We start from the raw sequence: 17356 nt of genomic DNA on the forward strand, positions 1-17356 counted from the left end.
TCCTCATCGACAGGCGGTCATGCCTGCGCCAGACTGCGCAGCCATGACCGCCTTTTTTCATGCTCCCTCCTGCCGGCAACACGGCGCCGCCGCCATCGAATTCGCGGTGGCTGGCGCCGTGGTGCTGCTGCTGGGCTTGCTGGCGATCGAGGCCGCCCGCTGGCAGGGTGTGCGCCAGATGGCCTATCTGGCGCTGATGGAGGCGGCGCGCGCCGGCGCTACCGGCAACGGCGATCCCGCGCGCATGCGGACGGCCTTTCTGCAGGCCCTGCTGCCGCGCCACGCGGACCCGCAAGGCCAGGCTGGCGCGCGCCGCCGCCAAGCTGACGAGCAAGCCGAGCTGGCTGCCATTTCGGGCACCCACCCCTGGCGCATCGAAGTCCTGCTGCCCGATGAGCAATCGTTCCGCGAACACGCCCGCCCGGACCTCAAGGTGCCCGCGGCGTCAGGCCTGCGCGCCATCGACAACGGCTACCAGGACCTGCAGCATGCGCGCCGGCCGCCGCATCCGGGCGGACAGACCATCTTCCAGGCCAACACCTTGAAGCTGCGGCTGACCTATCTGCACAAGCCGCTGCTGCCGCCCTTGCGGGCATTGCTGGCCGCGCTGGGCGCCGATCGCGGCAGCTATGCCGGCAACGCGCAGGCCCGGGGCCTGTTGCCCTTGCGCATGGAACTGGAAACAGAGATGCACTCGCACCCGGTGGATTGGGCGCGCAGGACGCCGCAACCCGCCGGCATCGTGTACGGCGAATGCCGCAGCATGCGCTGCGGCTGAACGGAACGGGGGATGAACAGGAACGGCAGCCGGCGCTCAGTGCCGGGTATTGGCCTGATTGGCGGGCTTGGGAGGCGTCGCCGCCGGGCGGGCCGCCGGCGCGCTGGCGCGCGCGGGCGTGGCCGGCTTGGCCGCGGCGTCGGCAGCCAAAGAGGCGCCGCCAGCCGGGGCCGGGGTGTTCTGCGGCAGGATGTGCACGAACACCTCGCCGTCGCGCATCATGCCCAGTTCGCCGCGGGCGCGTTCCTCGATGGCGCCGGAGCCACCTTCGAGGTCGCGCACTTCGGCTTCCAATGCGGCATTGCGCGCGCGCAGGCCTTCGTTGGTCTCGCGTTGCTCCGCCACCTGGCGTTGCAGATCCCAGACCTTGAACCACCCGCCCTTACCCAGCCACAGCGGGTATTGGATCAGGCCTAGCAGCACGAACAGCACCAGGAACAACAGGCGCATACGCGGGAACCCTCAGCAGTCGTGGCGTGGATGCGGCCCCAGGATTGCGCCGGGGGCCGCGCTTCTCATCAACGCAGGTTGTAAAAAGCTTCCAAGCCAGGATACGACGCGACTTCAGCCAGCTCTTCCTCGATGCGCAGGAGCTGGTTGTACTTGGCCATGCGGTCCGAACGCGACAGCGAACCCGTCTTGATCTGCATGGCGTTGGTCGCCACGGCGATGTCGGCGATGGTGGAGTCCTCGGTTTCGCCCGAACGGTGCGACACGACGGCGGTGTAGCCGGCGCGCTTGGCCATTTCGATGGCAGCGAAGGTCTCGGTCAGGGTGCCGATCTGGTTGATCTTGATGAGGATCGAGTTGGCGACGCCCTTCTGGATGCCTTCGCGCAGGATCTTGGTGTTGGTGACGAACAGGTCGTCGCCCACCAGCTGCACCTTCTTGCCCAACTGGTCGGTCAGGAGCTTCCAGCCTTCCCAGTCGTTTTCGGCCATGCCGTCTTCGATCGAGATGATCGGGTACTTGTCGCACCAGGTGGCCAGCAGGTTGGTGAATTCCTGCGAGGACAGCGAGATGCCGCCTTCGCCGGCCAGCGTGTACTTGCCGTCGCGGTAGAACTCGGAGCTGGCGCAATCCAGGCCCAGGGCGATCTGCGTACCCGGCTCGTAGCCGGCTTCGGTGATGGCCTTCAGGATCAGCTGGATGGCGGCTTCATGGCTGGCTACGTTGGGCGCGAAACCGCCCTCGTCGCCCACTGCCGTGGACATGCCCTGGCCGTGGATCAGCTTCTTCAGCATATGGAAGACTTCGGCGCCCCAGCGCAGGGCTTCGCGGAAGCTGCCTGCGCCCACCGGCAGAATCATCAGTTCCTGCAGGTCCAGCGTGTTGTTGGCGTGCGCGCCGCCGTTGATGACGTTCATCATCGGCACGGGCATGCTCATGGGGCCGCTGCCGCCGAAATAGCGGTACAGGGACAGGCCCGATTCGTCGGCGGCGGCGCGGGCCACGGCCATGGAGGCAGCCAGGATCGCGTTGGCGCCCAGGCGTTCCTTGGATTCGGTGCCGTCCAGCTCGATCAGGGTGCGATCGACGAAGGTCTGTTCCTGGGCGTCCAGGCCCATCAGGGCTTCCGAGATTTCCGTATTCAGGTTCTCGACGGCGCGCAGCACGCCCTTGCCCAGATAACGGCTCTTGTCGCCGTCGCGCAGCTCGATGGCTTCGCGCGCGCCGGTGGACGCGCCCGACGGCACGGCCGCGCGGCCCATGGCGCCGGACTCCAGCAGCACATCGCATTCGACGGTGGGGTTGCCGCGCGAATCCAGAATCTCGCGGCCGATGATATCGACGATAGCACTCATGACTTTACATTCCCTGAACGATAAACATATTCATGACAGCCGCGCCTTCGCGGGCATTGCGGGCGCGGCGGTACTGCCAGGAGTCGTAGAAAGCCTGGGCCGCGGTCATGGAGGGGAACTCCATGACGACGGTACGGCCAGGCTCACGGCCCTCGAGGTGCCTGGAATCGCCGCCGCGCACCAGGATCTTCGCATCGTACGCGCGCATCGCGAGCGTGGACAGACGCTTGTAATCCTCGTACTGCGCGGGCTTGGTCACTGAGACGTCGGCGATGAGGTAGGCACTCATGGGATTCCTTCAGAGCAGTTGCGTTGGTTTCGGTCTGACGCCGGATACGGCGACGCCGCCAGTGTCGCGCAAGGCGGCCGGGCGACGCATATCCGATGCTAATTGGTTGTATCCGAAAGAAGCGCCGCCGTATAGGGCGGCGCTGAGGCGGCGGCCCGCGGTCCCGAAGATCCGCTTACGGAACTCCAGACCGCAGACGCGCATTACGCCTCCTGACCGCGACGAGCCTTCTGCTCGATGGCGGCGCGGATATAGCTGGCGAACAACGGGTGGCCGTCACGCGGGGTCGACGTGAACTCCGGGTGGAACTGCACGCCCACGAACCACGGGTGGTCGGGCAATTCCATCATTTCCGGCAGGTTCTCGGTCGGCGTGCGGGCGCTGATCACCATGCCGGCTTCTTCCAGGCGCGGCACGTAGACGTTGTTGACCTCGTAGCGATGGCGGTGACGCTCGTTCACTTCGTCGCCGTAGATCGACTGCGCGCGGGTGCCCGGCTTGATCGGCACGCGCTGCGCGCCCTTGCGCATGGTGCCGCCCAGGTCGGACGACTGGTTGCGCTTTTCGACCTTGCCTTCGCGGTCCATCCATTCGGTGATCAGGGCCACCACGGGATGCGGCGCGGACGGATCGAATTCCGTGCTGTTGGCGCCGCCCAGGCCGGCGACGTGGCGCGCGAACTCGATCACGGCCAGCTGCATGCCCAGGCAGATGCCCAGGTACGGCACGCCGTTTTCACGGGCGTAGCGGATCGCGGCGATCTTGCCTTCGGTGCCGCGCTTGCCGAAGCCGCCCGGAACCAAGATGGCATCCAGGTGCTTGAGCTGGTCGGTGCCGCGGGTTTCGATGTCTTCGGAGTCGATGTACTCGATGTTGATCTTCGAGCGCGTGTGGATGCCGGCGTGTACCAGGGCTTCCGTCAGCGACTTGTACGACTCGGTCAGGTCGACGTACTTGCCGACCATGCCGATGGTGAGCTGGTGCTGCGGGTGCTCCAGCGCTTCGACCAGGTTGTCCCACATGGACAGGTCGGCCGGCGGCGGGGTCAGGCCCAGCGCTTCGCAGACGATGTTGTCCACGCCCTGCGCATGCAGCATCGCCGGGATCTTGTAGATCGAATCGGCGTCCCAGACGGAGATGACCGCGTCCAGGGGCACGTTGGAGAACATCGAGATCTTGGCGCGCTCGTCGTCCGGGATGCGGCGGTCGGCGCGGCACAGCAGCGCGTTCGGGTAGATGCCGATTTCGCGCAGCTTCTGCACCGAGTGCTGGGTCGGCTTGGTCTTGAGCTCGCCGGCCGACGCGATGAAGGGCACCAGCGTCAGGTGCACGAAGGCGGCGTTGTTGCGGCCCATGCGCAGGCTCATCTGGCGCGCGGCTTCCAGGAACGGCAGGGACTCGATGTCACCCACGGTGCCGCCGATCTCGACGATCGCGACGTCGGTGTTGCCGTTCCAGGCGGCTTCGGCGCCACGGGCGATGAAGTCCTGGATTTCGTTGGTGATGTGCGGAATGACCTGGACGGTCTTGCCCAGGTAGTCGCCGCGGCGCTCCTTGCGGAGTACCGATTCGTAGATCTGGCCGGTGGTGAAGTTGTTCACCTTGTGCATGCGAGCCGAAATGAAACGCTCGTAGTGGCCAAGGTCCAGGTCGGTTTCGGCGCCGTCTTCCGTGACGAACACCTCGCCATGCTGGAACGGGCTCATGGTGCCCGGATCGACGTTGATGTACGGGTCGAGCTTCAGCATGGTGACTTGCAGGCCACGCGACTCGAGGATGGCGGCGAGCGACGCAGCGGCGATGCCTTTGCCCAGGGAAGACACCACACCGCCGGTGACAAATACGTATTTGGTCATCGTAATGAGCACCCGGGACGAGCGGGCGCGTGCGGGAAATTTGGATTATAGCCGGGAGGCGGAGCTTATTTGGGTTTTCCCCTAGCTCCGGGGCGTAACATTTGGCAGCACTCGAATCGGCGCAAGGGCCATCGCCTTGTGTGGCGCGGCGCAGCGCCGTGCTATGTTCGATCCCTATTTTTCTGCTTGCTGTTTTTTCTCAACATTCCATCCTTTCGCCGATGACCGATCCCGCCCGATCCTCCTACTCGCTCGCCTGGCGTCTTGCGCTGACCGCCGTTTTCCTGCGCCTGGCTTACTCGGCGCTGGTCCAGTCGTACAGCCTGCTGGCCCTGCCCCAGTTCGAGCAAATGCGGGAGATGTACAGCCAGCCGCAGTTCCTGGCGCCGCTGCTGGCCCATATCGTCGCGGGCGCGGTGATCGCCGGACTGACCGCCTGGGGAGCGATGCGAGGCTGGCTGGCGCGCCATGACACCCAGGCGGTGACCGAGCCGCGCAAGCTGTTCGGCACCTTCATCGCGCTGTTTCTGCTTTACACCCTGGCGGTGGCGGCCGGCATCGCCTTCCTGCAAAACACGCTGATGCGCTTCGTCATGGACCATCGCGACGTGCTGCAGGAACGGCTCGGCTTCGGCATGATCGGCCAATTTCTGGCCCTGAACACCATCACCAAGCTCGTGAGCATCGTGCTGGAGATCATCGGCATCTGCGTCATCGTGCGCATTGCCGCCTGGACCGTGCAGCCCGCAGGCCCGGCCGGCGGCCCGGCCTATGAACGGCGACATGCCGCCTGGACAACCGGGCTGACCGTGCTGGTCTGGCAACTGACCGTTTCGATCTCGTTGGGCGGCTTCCTGCAGATGCAGGCTCAGGGCGCTGGCTGGACGGCGTACGCGCTGGGCTATCTGGTCCTGCCCGCGGCCCTGCTGGGTCTATGCACCCTGGTCTGCCTGAACGTCCTGCCGCGCCCGATCGGCGCGGCCCGATTCGGGCGGGCCGTCGCCCACGGTTCCATCGCCTTCTGGCTGGCGCAGGCGCTGGGCATAGGTTTGGGATTCCTGGCCGTCCGGGCGATGACCTGGGGGCAACTGATGCGCGCCGCGGAATCCCATGCGGCCGCCGGCCTGACGCTGCTGGCCTATGGCGCGCTGCTGGCCTTGGGCTGCCTGATCGGCAGGCTCGCGCTGTATCCCGGCGCCAAGGCTGCCACGCCGGCAAGCTGACCTGATTTCGCGCAAAGCAAAAGGCCGCGGGCATTGCGCCCGCGGCCTTTTTTCATGCACTCACGCAGCGGTTCAGATCGCGGCGGTGCGGCGCTCCAGCCAGGCCAGCGCCTCGCCTTCGACCAGCGGCGACAGGCGTTCGTGCACCGTCTTGTGATAGTCGTTGAGCCAGGCGATTTCATCGGCGCGCATCAGCGACGGTTCGATGCAGCGCGTGTCGATCGGGCACAGCGTCAGCGTTTCGAAGCACAGGAATTCGCCCAATTCCGAGGTCAGCCAGGCGCGATTGGCGACCAGGTTCTCGATGCGCACGCCCCAGCGACCCGGGCGGTAGATGCCCGGCTCGTTGGAGGTGATCATGCCGGGCTCCATGGCGGTATGCGGGCCCGGAACGGCGCGGTAGGAAATGACCTGCGGGCCTTCGTGCACGTTCAGGAAGTAACCCACGCCATGGCCCGTGCCATGGCCGTATTCCGCCCCGCCTTCCCAGATGGGCGCGCGCGCGATGGCGTCCAGCATGGGCGAAGGCGTGCCGCGCGGGAACGAGGCGCGCGACAGCGCGATCATGCCCTTGAGCACCAGCGTGAAGTCCACCTTCTGGTCGGCGCTGGGCGTGCCCACCGCGACCACGCGGGTGATGTCGGTCGTGCCGCCCAGGTACTGGCCGCCCGAGTCGATCAGCAGCAGGCCGTCGCCTTCGATGGTGGCGTGCGATTCCTGGGTGGCGCGGTAGTGCGGCATCGCGCCGTTGGCGTTGAAGCCGGCGATGGTGGCGAAGCTGGGGCAGACATAGGCCGGCCGGCGCGCGCGGGCAGCGGTGATCTGCTCGTCGATGGTCAGTTCGGTGATGGTTTCATTGCCCAGCGCGCCTTCGAACCAGGCGAAGAACTCACAGAGCGCCGCGCCGTCCTGCGCCATGGCCTGGCGCACGTTCGCCAGCTCGGCATCGGTCTTGCGGGACTTCAGCAGCGTGGACGGATTGATGGCTTCGACGCGCGGCACGGCGGGGTCCATCGCATGGAACACGCCGCAGGTCACGCGGGCCGGATCGATCAGCAGCTTCTGATCGAGTTCCAGCGAGGCCAGGGCATCGGCCGCCTGGGCATAGGCGGCCACTTCCACGCCATCGGCCGCGAGCACGGCGCGCAGGGCGTCGTCGATCTTGCCCTCGGCCACGAACAGCGTGGCATGGTCCAGCCCGACCAGCGCGTGGCCGACGAAAACCGGGTTGTAGTCCACATCCGCGCCGCGCAGGTTGAAGAGCCAGGCGATGTCGTCCAGCGTGCTGATGAAATGCACGTCGGCGCCATGCGTGCGCATGGCGCCGCGCACCTGCGCCAGCTTGTCTGCGCGGGTCACGCAGGCTTCGGGCGCCACGTGTTCATAGATGGCGGCGCCGGGCAGTCCGGCACGGTCCGCCCAGACGTCGTCCAGCAGATCCTCGCGGATTTCCAGGACGGCGCCGGCCGAGGCCGCGGCCGCCGACAGGGCACGGAACGCGCCCAGGCCCAGCACCTGTCCGTCCACCCCGATGACGTCGCCCGCCTTGGCATTGGCCGCCAGCCAGTCCACATGGCCCGGCGTCGTGGCCAGCGCGATCTTCATCAGCTGCACGCAGGTGCCGGCCAACTGGGCTTCGGCCTGTACCCAATAGCGGCTGTCGACCCACAGGCCGGCGAAATCGGCCGTGACCACCAGCGTGCCGACCGAGCCCGTGAAGCCGGACAGCCAGCGCCGTCCCTGCCAGCGCGCGGGCAGGTATTCGGACAGGTGCGGGTCCGAGGACGGAACGACATAGGCGGACAGGCCGCGGCGGCTCATGGCCTGCCGCAATTGGGCGATACGGGCGTCGGTGCTAGACATGGGGGATGGGATCCTTAGCGCAACATGAAAGACATGGCGGCCAGGCTGTTCAGCGTGCGGACGGCGGACTGCATGCTATCCGTGGTGAATCGCAAGGTCACGCCGTCCACGCGTTCCAGCGTGGGCCACATGCAGAACAGGTCGGCCAGGGCCGAGCTCTGCGTCTGCAACCGGCATTCTATAGGGGCGGGAATGCGGAAAGGAACCACTCCCCCTTTCTTCAAATTGCGCACGGCGGTTTCGGCGGCGGACGCAATCGCGCGGCGCGATGCAGCAGGCGACAGGGTCACGCCGCTGCCCTGCCCATGGGCCACCTTGGTCTGCACCCATTCGGCGCCCGGGAAGGTATCGCGGGTCTCCGCGATGAAGGCATCGTCGCCGGTGCCCAGGATGACGGGCACGCCCATCTCGCCCGCCAGCGCGCCGTACAAGCCGGCCTCGCCCAGCTCCATGCCGTTGATGAACACGCGCGCAAAGGCGAAGCTGTTGATGGTGTGGGCCAGGATGCCGCGGCCTTGCGAGCGCGAGTGGTAGCCGATCATGAAGACCGCGTCGCAGCCCTCTTCCAGGCCGCCCATCATGCCGAGGTAGCGCGGCTTGCCCAGCACCAGGCGTGCGCGCTCGTCCAGGCCGTCGGGCAGCAGGTTGCGAAAGCCGCCATGCGAATCGTTGACCAGGATCTCTTCGGCGCCGCCGGCGATCGCGCCTTGCACGGCCGCGTTGGCCTCGGCGGTCATCCAGGCGCGGGCGCGCTCGTATTCGCCGTTGCCGGCGCGGACTTGTTCGGAATGAAAGACGCCAGCAACGCCTTCGATGTCGGTGGAAATCAGGATCTTCATGGGATCAGCCTCGGAGGATTTCAGAATTCGGTTTCGGACAGCCACTGGCGCCACTGCGGCGCCGCGTCGCGGATCGCGGCGCGGTGGTTGCCGTCGCGCCCCGTCACGCCTTCGGCGTGCCACAGCGCGGAAATGATGGCCTGTTCGCAGGCTTCGGCGGCCGCTTCGAACAAGGGATCGATGCGGGCCTCGTGCAGCATCGCCACCGCCGGCATGGGCTGCTCGGGCAGTTGCGGCACCGTATAGGCCGTGGAAAACGCCAGCGCGATATCGCCGCTGCCATGGCCGTACACCGAACCGGTGCGGGCCAGCCCTGCCCCTGCCCGCAGCGACAGGCGGCGCAACTGGCGCGAGTCCAGCGGCGCGTCGGTAGCCAGCAGCAGGATGATGGAACCCTTCTCGGGCACGATGGCGGCGTTCTCGCCCGCCTGCGCCAGGCCGCTGTCCAGCTGCTGCGCCAGCCGTCGGCCGAAGGGCCGGCCCGCCACGGTCAGGTTGGGCAGGCGGCCGAAGTTCGCCAGCACCAGCGCGCCTACGGTGTACTGCGGTCCCGCCTGGATGGAGGCCACGCGCGACGCGGAGCCGATGCCGCCCTTGAACGAAAAACACGACATGCCCCGGCCGGCGCCGACTGCGCCCTGCTCGAACCGCTTGTCCGCGGCGGCCAGCGCCTCGGCGTAATGCGATTCCTGCACCGCCAGCGCCTGGATATCGTTCAGATAGCCATCGTTGCATTCGAAGACCAGCGGATTGACGGTAGCCATGCCGCGGCCAATGCCAGGGTTCGCCGCGACCGCCGCGCGGATCTGCGCATTGGCCACCGTGCCCACGCCAAACGTGTTGGTCAGGCCGATGGGCGTTTCCAGCACGCCCAGTTCCTGCACCTGGACCAGGCCGGTGCTCTTGCCGAAGCCGTTCAGCACGGTGGCGGCGGCCGGCACCTTGTCCAGATAGGGATCGCCGCCATGCGGACGCACCACGGTCACGCCGGTCTGCAGCGGGCCTTCGGCCAGCGTGCGGTGGCCAACCGTGACCTCGCCCACGTCGCAGATCGAATCCAGCGGTCCCGATGGCAGTACGCCGATGCGGGGGATGTCCAGCGCTTGTTTGTCCATGTTCGCTACGTGTCGCCACGCTCCTGAATGTAAAACGCCGCCGCCCTGGGGCGACGGCGCAAAGATTCGCCCTCCACGCCGGCCCTTCAGGGAGGACCGGCGGCAGGATTACTTGCGGTCGATCTTGGGATCGAGCGCGTCGCGCAGGCCGTCGCCCAGCAGGTTGAACGCAAGCACCGTGAAGAAGATCGCCAGCGCCGGGAAGATCGCCACGTGCGGCGCGATCACCATGTCGGCGCGCGCTTCGTTCAGCATCGCGCCCCACTCCGGCGTGGGAGGCGAAGCGCCCATGCCCAGGAACGACAGGCTGGCCGCGGTGATGATCGAAGTGCCGATACGCATCGTGCCGTACACCACGATCGGCGAGATCGTGCCGGGCAGGATGTGGCGCATGATGATGGTCCAGTCGGACGCGCCCACGCTCTTGACCGCTTCGACATAGGTCATCTGCTTGATCGACAGCGTGTTGCCGCGCACCAGGCGGGCAAACGCCGGCACGCTGAACACGGCCACGGCCACGATCACGTTGACCATGCTGGAACCCAGGATGGCAACCACGCCGATGGCCAGCAGCATGCCGGGGAACGCCAGCAGCACGTCGGAGATACGCATCGTGATGCGTTCCCACCAGCCTTCGTAGTAGCCCGCCATCAGGCCCATGAAGGTGCCGACGATGGCGCCCATGGCGACCGACAGGAAGCCCGCGGCCAAGGAGATGCGCGCGCCCATGATGATGCGGCTGAAGATGTCCCGGCCCAGCGAGTCCACGCCCAGCCAGTGGGTCGCGGAAGGCCCGGCGTTCAGGGCGTCGTAGTCGAAGAAGTTCTCCGGATCGAACGGCACGATCCACGGCGCGAAAACCGCGACGACGACGAGCAGCAGGACGAAGAGGCCCGCGCCGACGGCGAGCTTCTGCTTCTTGAATTTGCGCCAGAACTCGGTGGCCGGCGTGCGCACGTCGTTCTTGGGAACGGCGGCGATGGTCGTGGCGGGTGTCGTATTGCTCATGGCCGCCTCACTTGTAACGGATGCTGGGATTGATGACGCCATAGAGCACGTCGACAATCAGGTTGATCAGGATGAATTCCAGCGAGAACAGCAGCACCAGGCCCTGGATCACCGGATAGTCGCGCTGGGTCACGGCGTCCACCAGCAGGCGGCCGAGGCCAGGCCAGTTGAACACGGTCTCGACCACGATGGAGCCGCCCAGCAGGAAGCCGAACTGCAGGCCCATCATCGTGACGACGGGAATCAGCGCATTGCGCAGCGCATGCTTGATGACGACGCGGCGCTCGGTCAGGCCCTTGGCGCGGGCGGTCCGCACGAAGTCTTCCTGGATGACTTCCACGAAGGAAGCCCGGGTAAAGCGCGCCATCACGGCCGCCACGGCGGCGCCCAGCGTGATGGACGGAAGTATGTAGTGTTGCCAGGTCGAGGCGCCCACGGTAGGCAGCCAGCCCAGGTTCACGGAGAAGACCTGCATCAGCATCATGCCCAGCGCGAACGCGGGGAACGAGATGCCGGACACCGCCAGCGTCATGCCGAGACGGTCGGGCCAGCGATTGCGCCATACCGCCGACACGATCCCGATGATCATGCCGAAGGTCACTGACCACACCATGCTGGCGAGCGTGAGCCACAAGGTAGGCATGAAACGGTCGGCGATTTCGGTCGAGACGGGGCGCTTGGTACGCAAGGAGGTACCCAGGTCGCCTTGCAGCATGTGGCTGAAGTAGCGCACGAACTGCTGCGGCAGGGGCAGATCCAGTCCCAGTTCCTTGCGCACGAGCTCGACGGTTTGCTGGTCGGCCTCCTGGCCCGCGGCCAGTCGCGCCGGGTCGCCCGGAAGCATGTGCACAAACAGGAACACGACCACGGCCACCAGCAGCAGCGTGGGGATCATGCCCAAAAGACGTTTGACGATGTAGGTCAGCATTGAAATTCCTGCAACATCGGCGGGGACACCGCGCCCCCGCCGTATGTGGCCTTACAGGGGCGACTAGGCCCCGAGAGTGACTGCCAGATTTACTGCTTCAGATCGATGTCGCCGAACCAGAACGAGGTGTCCGGCTCAACGTACACGCCCGACAGGTTCTTCGACTTCACGTACAGGTTGTTCTGGGTCACCAGGAAGGCCCACGGGGCGTCCTTCCAGATGGTTTCCTGAACGTTCTTGTAGATCTCGGTCTTCTTGGCGCGGTCGGTCGTGGCCAGGGCTTGCTGGATGCCGTCGTCCACCGACTTGTTCGAGTAGTACGACACGTTGTTGAGCACCGGCGGGAACGCGGCGGTGGTCAGCAGCGGACGCAGGCCCCAGTCGGCTTCGCCGGTCGAGGACGACCAGCCGGCGTAGTACATGCGGACCTTGGCGTCTTCAGGCTTCTGCACCTGTTGGACGCGCTGCACGCGCTGGCCCGATTCCAGCACTTCGACCGACACCTTGATGCCGACTTGCGCCAGTTGCTGCTGCAGGAACTGCACCACCTTCACCGACGTGCCGTCGTTATAGGCGGACCACAGCTGGCTTTCGAAGCCGTTGGGGTAGCCGGCTTCGGCCAGCAGGGCCTTGGCCTTCTTGATGTCGTAAGGCCACGGGCCGGTCTTGTACGCGTAGTCCACGCCTTGCGGCACGACGCCGTCGACGATGGTGGCATAGCCCGAGAAAGCGACCTTGGCCAGGGCTTCCTTGTTGATGGCGTAGTTGATGGCTTCACGCACCTTGACGTTGTCGAACGGCTTTTGCTGCGTGTTCATCGACAGGTAGCGCGCCATGATCGAGTTCTGGTGATCGACCACGTCCAGCTTGTCGTTCTTCTTCAGCACGGCGGCTTGCTCGAACGGCACCGGGAAGGCGAACTGCGCTTCACCCGTCTGCACCACGGCGGCGCGGGTGTTGTTGTCCGTCACGGTACGGAAGGTCAGGGTGTCGACCTTGGGGTAGCCCTTCTTCCAGTAGCCGTCGAACTTCTTGACCTTCAGGTATTCGGCCGGCTTCCATTCGACGAATTCGAAGGGACCGGTGCCCACGGGGTGGAAGCCGATTTCCTTGCCGTACTTGGCCAGCGCGGCGGGCGAGATCATCATGGCGGCCGGGTGGGCCAGCGCGTTGATGAAGGCCGAGAACGGCTTCTTCAGCGTGATCTTGACGGTCATCGGATCGACCACTTCGGTCTTGTCGATGACGCTGAACTGGATGTAGCGCGACAGGCGGTTGTCCGGATTGGCCGGACGGTCGAAGTTGATCTTGACGGCTTCGGCGTTGAAATCGGTGCCGTCATGGAACTTCACGCCGGGACGCAGCTTGAAGGTGTAGACCAGGCCGTCTTCGCTGACGGTGTAGTCGGTGGCCAGAACCTTCTGGATCTTCAGGTCCTTGTCGAATTCGAACAGGCCTTCGTAGTAGGCCTTGCCGGCCGCCTGGTTCAGCGTGCTGTTGGTGTTGTACGGATCGAGCGTTTCCAGCGCGATGGAGACGGCGAACGTCACGTCCTTGGCGGCATGCGCCAGCGGCGACGCGATCACGCCGAAGGCCAGCGCAGCGGCGGCCATCAGTTTGGTGGGGCGCAGAACTTTCATCATTGCAACTCCTGGTTCCAAAAAAGGAATTAGGGGGTTTGGTGGAAGAAAAACAATTACGACGACTGACTCAATACGCTCCGCCGACCGGATGCCGGGCGACGAAGTGATCCGTTCCGACCTGCACCAGCGGCTGCACCACCGGCTCGTCGCCGAGCTTGCGGATAGGGCTGGGGATTTCGTCGGACAACAGCGTGCGCTTCATGTGGCGGCGGGCCGGATCGGCGATCGGCACGGCGGACATCAGCTTCTTGGTGTAAGGGTGCTGCGGATTCTCGAAAATGGCTCGGCGCGGACCGATCTCCACGATCTGGCCCAGGTACATGACGGCGACGCGGTGGCTGACGCGCTCGACCACGGCCATGTCATGCGAAATGAACAGGAAGGAAATGCCCATGTCGCGCTGCAGGTCGATCAGCAGGTTCACGATCTGCGCCTGGATCGACACGTCCAGCGCCGACACGGATTCGTCCGCGATCACGACCTTGGGGTTCAGGGCCAGGGCGCGCGCAATGCAGATGCGCTGGCGCTGGCCGCCCGAGAATTCGTGCGGATAGCGCTGCGCCATTTCGGCGGGAAGGCCCACGCGCTCCAGCAGCTCGGCCACGCGGCGCTCGGCATCGCGGCCACGGGCCACGCCGTGCACCAGCAGCGGCTCCATGATGGAGAAGCCGACCGTCACGCGCGGATCGAGCGAGGCGAACGGGTCCTGGAACACGAACTGGATGTCGCGGCGCAGGGACTGCAGTTCGGTGTTCTTCAGGCGCACGATGTCGCGGCCGCCGAAGCGGATTTCACCGCCCTGGCTGTCGACCAGGCGCAGCAGCGAACGGCCGGTGGTGGACTTGCCGCAACCGGATTCGCCCACCAGCGACAGCGTCTCGCCGGGGAACAGGTCGAAGCTGACCTGCTCCACGGCATGCACGCGGCGCTGCACGCGGCTCATGATGCCGCCGCGCAGATCGAAGCGGGTGACCAGCTTGCGCACGCTCAGGATGGGCTCGCGCTTGGCATCCGGTGCGGCGGGCGCGCTGACCGGAGCGGCCTCGGGCTGGGCCTGGCCTTCGGCCTGCAGCAGCGGGAAGCGCGCGGGCAGGTCCGTGCCCTGCATGGCGCCCAGCTTCGGCACGGCCGACAGCAGCGCCTTGGTGTAGCGGTGCTGCGGCGAGGCGAATACCTGCTCGGACGGGCCTTCCTCGACCTTGTCGCCGCGGTACATGACCAGCACGCGGTCGGCCACTTCGGCGACCACGCCCATGTCGTGGGTGATGAACACCACGCCCATGTGCATTTCTTCCTGCAACTGACGGATGAGCTGCAGGATCTGCGCCTGGATGGTGACGTCCAGCGCGGTGGTGGGTTCGTCGGCGATCAGCAGCGCCGGCTTGCAGGCCAGCGCCATCGCGATCATCACGCGCTGGCGCATGCCGCCCGACAGTTGGTGCGGGTAGCGGTCCAGCACCGACTTGGCTTCCGGAATGCGGACCTGTTCCAGCATGCGCAGCGCCTCGGCGCGCGCGGCCGCGGCGTCCTTGCCCTGGTGCTGGCGGATCGATTCGGCGATCTGGTCGCCGGCGGTGAAGACCGGGTTCAGGGAGGTCATCGGCTCCTGGAAGATCATGGCCATATCCGCGCCGCGCACACTGCGCATTTCGCGTTGGCTGGATCCGACCAGGTCGATCACGGAACCGTTGCGCCGCCGCAGGGCCATGCTGCCCTGGGCGATGCGCCCGCCGCCGTGCTCCACCAGACGCATGAGCGCCAGGGACGTCACCGATTTGCCCGAACCCGATTCGCCCACGATGGCCAGGGTCTCGCCCCGGTCCACATGGAACGACAGATTGCGCACGGCTTCGACCGTGCGCTCCGATCCCACGAAGCGCACTGTCAGGTCGTCGACCTGGACCACGCGGTTTTCCGGCAGCGCCAGGCTGTTTGCGCGATCAACCATCTCTTTTGATTCCCCAAATACTGAAAAAACGAACCCGCCGCCGCTTATCGGTAGATAGCGGTGACCGGCTTCTCGCCGACGCGGGCGTAACCCCGATACATGCCTTCCGTGTTGAACGGCAAGGCCACATTGCCCTGGGCGTCGACAGCCACCAGGCCGCCCTTGCCCTCGATGGTGGGCAGCTTTTCATGCACGACGCGGTCGGCGGCCGCTTCCAGCGACGCGCCGCAATATTCCATCTGGGCCGCCACGTCATAGGCGGCGACCATGCGGATGAACATTTCGCCCGTACCCGTGGTGGACACCGCGCAGGTCTTGTTGCTGGCATAGGTGCCGGCGCCGATCAGCGGCGCGTCGCCCACGCGGCCGACCTGCTTGTTGGTGATGCCGCCGGTCGAAGTGGCCGCGGCCAGGTTGCCCTGGGCGTCCACCGCCACCGCGCCCACCGTGCCGAACTTCTTGTCCGAGTCCAGCGGATCGGCCGGCGCCGGCTGGCCGCGCGCGACCAGCGCCTGGCCGTCGTGGTCCAGCACCGCCGCTTCCGGCGTTTCGCGTTGCACGCGCAGCAGCTGTTCGCGGCGGGCTTCGGTGGAGAAGTAGGAAGGATCGACCAGTTCCACGCCTTCTTCCTTGGCGAAGGCTTCGGCGCCCTCGCCCACGAAGAACACGTGCTTGCTGTTTTCCATGACCTTGCGCGCGGCGAATACCGGGTTGCGCACGCGGTGCACGCCGGCGATCGCGCCCGAGCGCAGCGTGGCGCCGTCCATGATGGCGGCGTCCAGCTCGTGGGTGGCGGCGCTGGTGAACACGGCGCCATGGCCGGCGTTGAACAGCGGACAGTCTTCCAGCAGACGGACGGCTTCGGTCACGGCGTCCAGGGCGCTGCCGCCCCGGGCCAGCACGGCCTGGCCGGCGGTCAGGATGGATTCCAGCGCGCTCAGGTACTCCTGTTCTTTCTCGGGCGACATGGCCGCGCGGGACATCGCGCCGGCGCCACCGTGAATCGCGATCACGGGTTGAATCATCGTTTACCTACTCCATGGATGAGCCACGGCATGACGGACTGGGTTACCCCAGCGGCGGCCGCGACGGAATTCTTGGCCCGATAGGCCACCGCGGCCGACAGGGCTTCGATCAGCCCCAGGGCAGCGGTTTCGGAATTGGGAATCAGCTGGCGCGCGGAATACGCATACAGCAGCACGGAAGCCGTGGGCGCCAGCGGCGAGGTGGGCTTGTCGGTCAGCACCAGCACGGGCACGCCGGCCTGCTTGGCGGCTCCGGCCAGCGTCACCGTGTCGGCCAGATAGCGGGGAAAGCCGATGGCGATCACCAGGTCCTTGGACGTCATCCGCGCCATCTGGCGCGCCGCGTGCGACACGCCGCCGGGACCGGCCAGTGATTCGACGGAATGCAGATGCATGCAAAGGCCGCGCTGCAACAGGCCGGCCAGGAAACCGCTGGCGCCGAAACCGATGATGAAAACGCGGTCGGCGGCCAGGATGGCCTCCACTGCCTGCTCGCAGGCGGCGGCGTCCAGCGACTGCAGGTTGCGCTGGGCGTTGCGGATGTCTTCTTCCAGCGTGGCGGCGAAGATCTGCACGGCGCTGGCGGAATGCGCCAGTTCGGTGCGCAGCTTTTCCACCGGCTCCAGCGCCGCCTCGAAGCCGCGCGCGAGTTCGGCGCGGAACTGCGGATAGCCCGGCAGGTCCAGGGCGCGCGCAAACCGGTTGGCCGTCGCCACCGATACCCCCACTGCCGCGGCGAACTCATCGATGGTCATGGTGGCGGCGCGGAACTGGTGCGCCAGCACGTACTCGGCCATCTTGTGCTGAGTACGGCTCAGCGCGGGCTGGGCCCGGGCGATCCGGTCAGCAATCGTAAGTGCAGCCTTGTTCATCGAGGAGGGAGGTGTAGCGGGAGTTTATGTAAATCTGTTTACAAACAAATTTTAGAGAAGAAAATAGATTTTCATACTAAGGGTATACCCGTGAAAACATGTAACAGTGCATCAAATAAAACGGGGTCGGTTTGAGGTACGCTAAGGCCCGCCCTAATGCCCTC

Annotated in this window: 15 protein-coding genes; 2 read left to right on the plus strand and 13 right to left on the minus strand. The window is 66.1% G+C overall.

What is annotated here, in order from left to right:
* Nucleotides 1–43: 43 nt before the first annotated feature.
* Nucleotides 44–778 (plus strand): TadE/TadG family type IV pilus assembly protein, encoded by a 735-nt coding sequence (locus IAG39_RS23540; protein WP_165867980.1) that lies wholly within the window; start codon nucleotides 44–46, stop codon nucleotides 776–778.
* A gap of 36 nt (nucleotides 779–814) precedes the next feature.
* Here IAG39_RS23540 and ftsB read toward each other — a convergent pair whose 3' ends face one another.
* The 4 genes from ftsB to IAG39_RS23560 all read right to left on the minus strand — a co-directional run bounded on the left by ftsB (nucleotide 815) and on the right by IAG39_RS23560 (nucleotide 4728).
* Complete coding sequence (gene ftsB, locus IAG39_RS23545) at nucleotides 815–1228, minus strand: cell division protein FtsB (RefSeq protein ID WP_059374685.1); 414 nt, start codon at nucleotides 1226–1228, stop codon at nucleotides 815–817.
* A 68-nt stretch (nucleotides 1229–1296) separates the two neighbouring features.
* Nucleotides 1297–2583 (minus strand): phosphopyruvate hydratase, encoded by a 1287-nt coding sequence (gene eno, locus IAG39_RS23550; protein ID WP_054450719.1) that lies wholly within the window; start codon nucleotides 2581–2583, stop codon nucleotides 1297–1299.
* A 4-nt stretch (nucleotides 2584–2587) separates the two neighbouring features.
* Nucleotides 2588–2872, minus strand: coding sequence for a DUF1330 domain-containing protein (locus IAG39_RS23555; protein WP_013392289.1), 285 nt, complete (start codon nucleotides 2870–2872; stop codon nucleotides 2588–2590).
* 203 nt (nucleotides 2873–3075) lie between these two features.
* On the minus strand, nucleotides 3076–4728 hold the full coding sequence (locus IAG39_RS23560; protein WP_054450715.1) for a CTP synthase: 1653 nt from the start codon (nucleotides 4726–4728) through the stop codon (nucleotides 3076–3078).
* Nucleotides 4729–4949: 221 nt separating this feature from the next.
* Between IAG39_RS23560 and IAG39_RS23565 the strand changes: the two genes are divergently transcribed.
* Nucleotides 4950–5951, plus strand: coding sequence for a hypothetical protein (locus tag IAG39_RS23565; protein WP_059374686.1), 1002 nt, complete (start codon nucleotides 4950–4952; stop codon nucleotides 5949–5951).
* A gap of 72 nt (nucleotides 5952–6023) precedes the next feature.
* Here the strand turns inward: IAG39_RS23565 and IAG39_RS23570 are convergent, their stop codons facing one another.
* The 9 genes from IAG39_RS23570 to IAG39_RS23610 all read right to left on the minus strand — a co-directional run bounded on the left by IAG39_RS23570 (nucleotide 6024) and on the right by IAG39_RS23610 (nucleotide 17192).
* Complete coding sequence (locus tag IAG39_RS23570) at nucleotides 6024–7814, minus strand: aminopeptidase P family protein (RefSeq protein WP_118931822.1); 1791 nt, start codon at nucleotides 7812–7814, stop codon at nucleotides 6024–6026.
* 14 nt (nucleotides 7815–7828) lie between these two features.
* Nucleotides 7829–8653, minus strand: coding sequence for a M55 family metallopeptidase (locus IAG39_RS23575; protein ID WP_059374691.1), 825 nt, complete (start codon nucleotides 8651–8653; stop codon nucleotides 7829–7831).
* A gap of 20 nt (nucleotides 8654–8673) precedes the next feature.
* On the minus strand, nucleotides 8674–9768 hold the full coding sequence (locus IAG39_RS23580; RefSeq protein WP_118931823.1) for a P1 family peptidase: 1095 nt from the start codon (nucleotides 9766–9768) through the stop codon (nucleotides 8674–8676).
* A gap of 108 nt (nucleotides 9769–9876) precedes the next feature.
* Nucleotides 9877–10776 carry a glutathione ABC transporter permease GsiD gene (gene gsiD, locus IAG39_RS23585; RefSeq protein ID WP_059374694.1) on the minus strand — a complete coding sequence of 300 codons (900 nt, stop codon included), beginning with the start codon at nucleotides 10774–10776 and terminating at the stop codon, nucleotides 9877–9879.
* 7 nt (nucleotides 10777–10783) lie between these two features.
* Complete coding sequence (gene gsiC, locus IAG39_RS23590; protein WP_013392281.1) at nucleotides 10784–11704, minus strand: glutathione ABC transporter permease GsiC; 921 nt, start codon at nucleotides 11702–11704, stop codon at nucleotides 10784–10786.
* A gap of 89 nt (nucleotides 11705–11793) precedes the next feature.
* Nucleotides 11794–13347: a glutathione ABC transporter substrate-binding protein GsiB gene (gsiB, locus tag IAG39_RS23595; RefSeq protein ID WP_059374697.1), complete on the minus strand. Its 1554-nt coding sequence runs from the start codon at nucleotides 13345–13347 to the stop codon at nucleotides 11794–11796.
* Nucleotides 13348–13414: 67 nt separating this feature from the next.
* On the minus strand, nucleotides 13415–15295 hold the full coding sequence (locus tag IAG39_RS23600; RefSeq protein ID WP_054450703.1) for a dipeptide ABC transporter ATP-binding protein: 1881 nt from the start codon (nucleotides 15293–15295) through the stop codon (nucleotides 13415–13417).
* Between the two features lie 44 nt (nucleotides 15296–15339).
* Nucleotides 15340–16320 (minus strand): isoaspartyl peptidase/L-asparaginase family protein, encoded by a 981-nt coding sequence (locus tag IAG39_RS23605; protein ID WP_059374702.1) that lies wholly within the window; start codon nucleotides 16318–16320, stop codon nucleotides 15340–15342.
* Nucleotides 16317–17192 carry a MurR/RpiR family transcriptional regulator gene (locus IAG39_RS23610; RefSeq protein WP_059374704.1) on the minus strand — a complete coding sequence of 292 codons (876 nt, stop codon included), beginning with the start codon at nucleotides 17190–17192 and terminating at the stop codon, nucleotides 16317–16319. The genes IAG39_RS23605 and IAG39_RS23610 overlap by 4 nt, the downstream gene beginning before the upstream one ends.
* Nucleotides 17193–17356: the final 164 nt, after the last annotated feature.

The organism is Achromobacter xylosoxidans (genome assembly GCF_014490035.1).
Taxonomy (GTDB): domain Bacteria; phylum Pseudomonadota; class Gammaproteobacteria; order Burkholderiales; family Burkholderiaceae_B; genus Achromobacter; species Achromobacter bronchisepticus_A.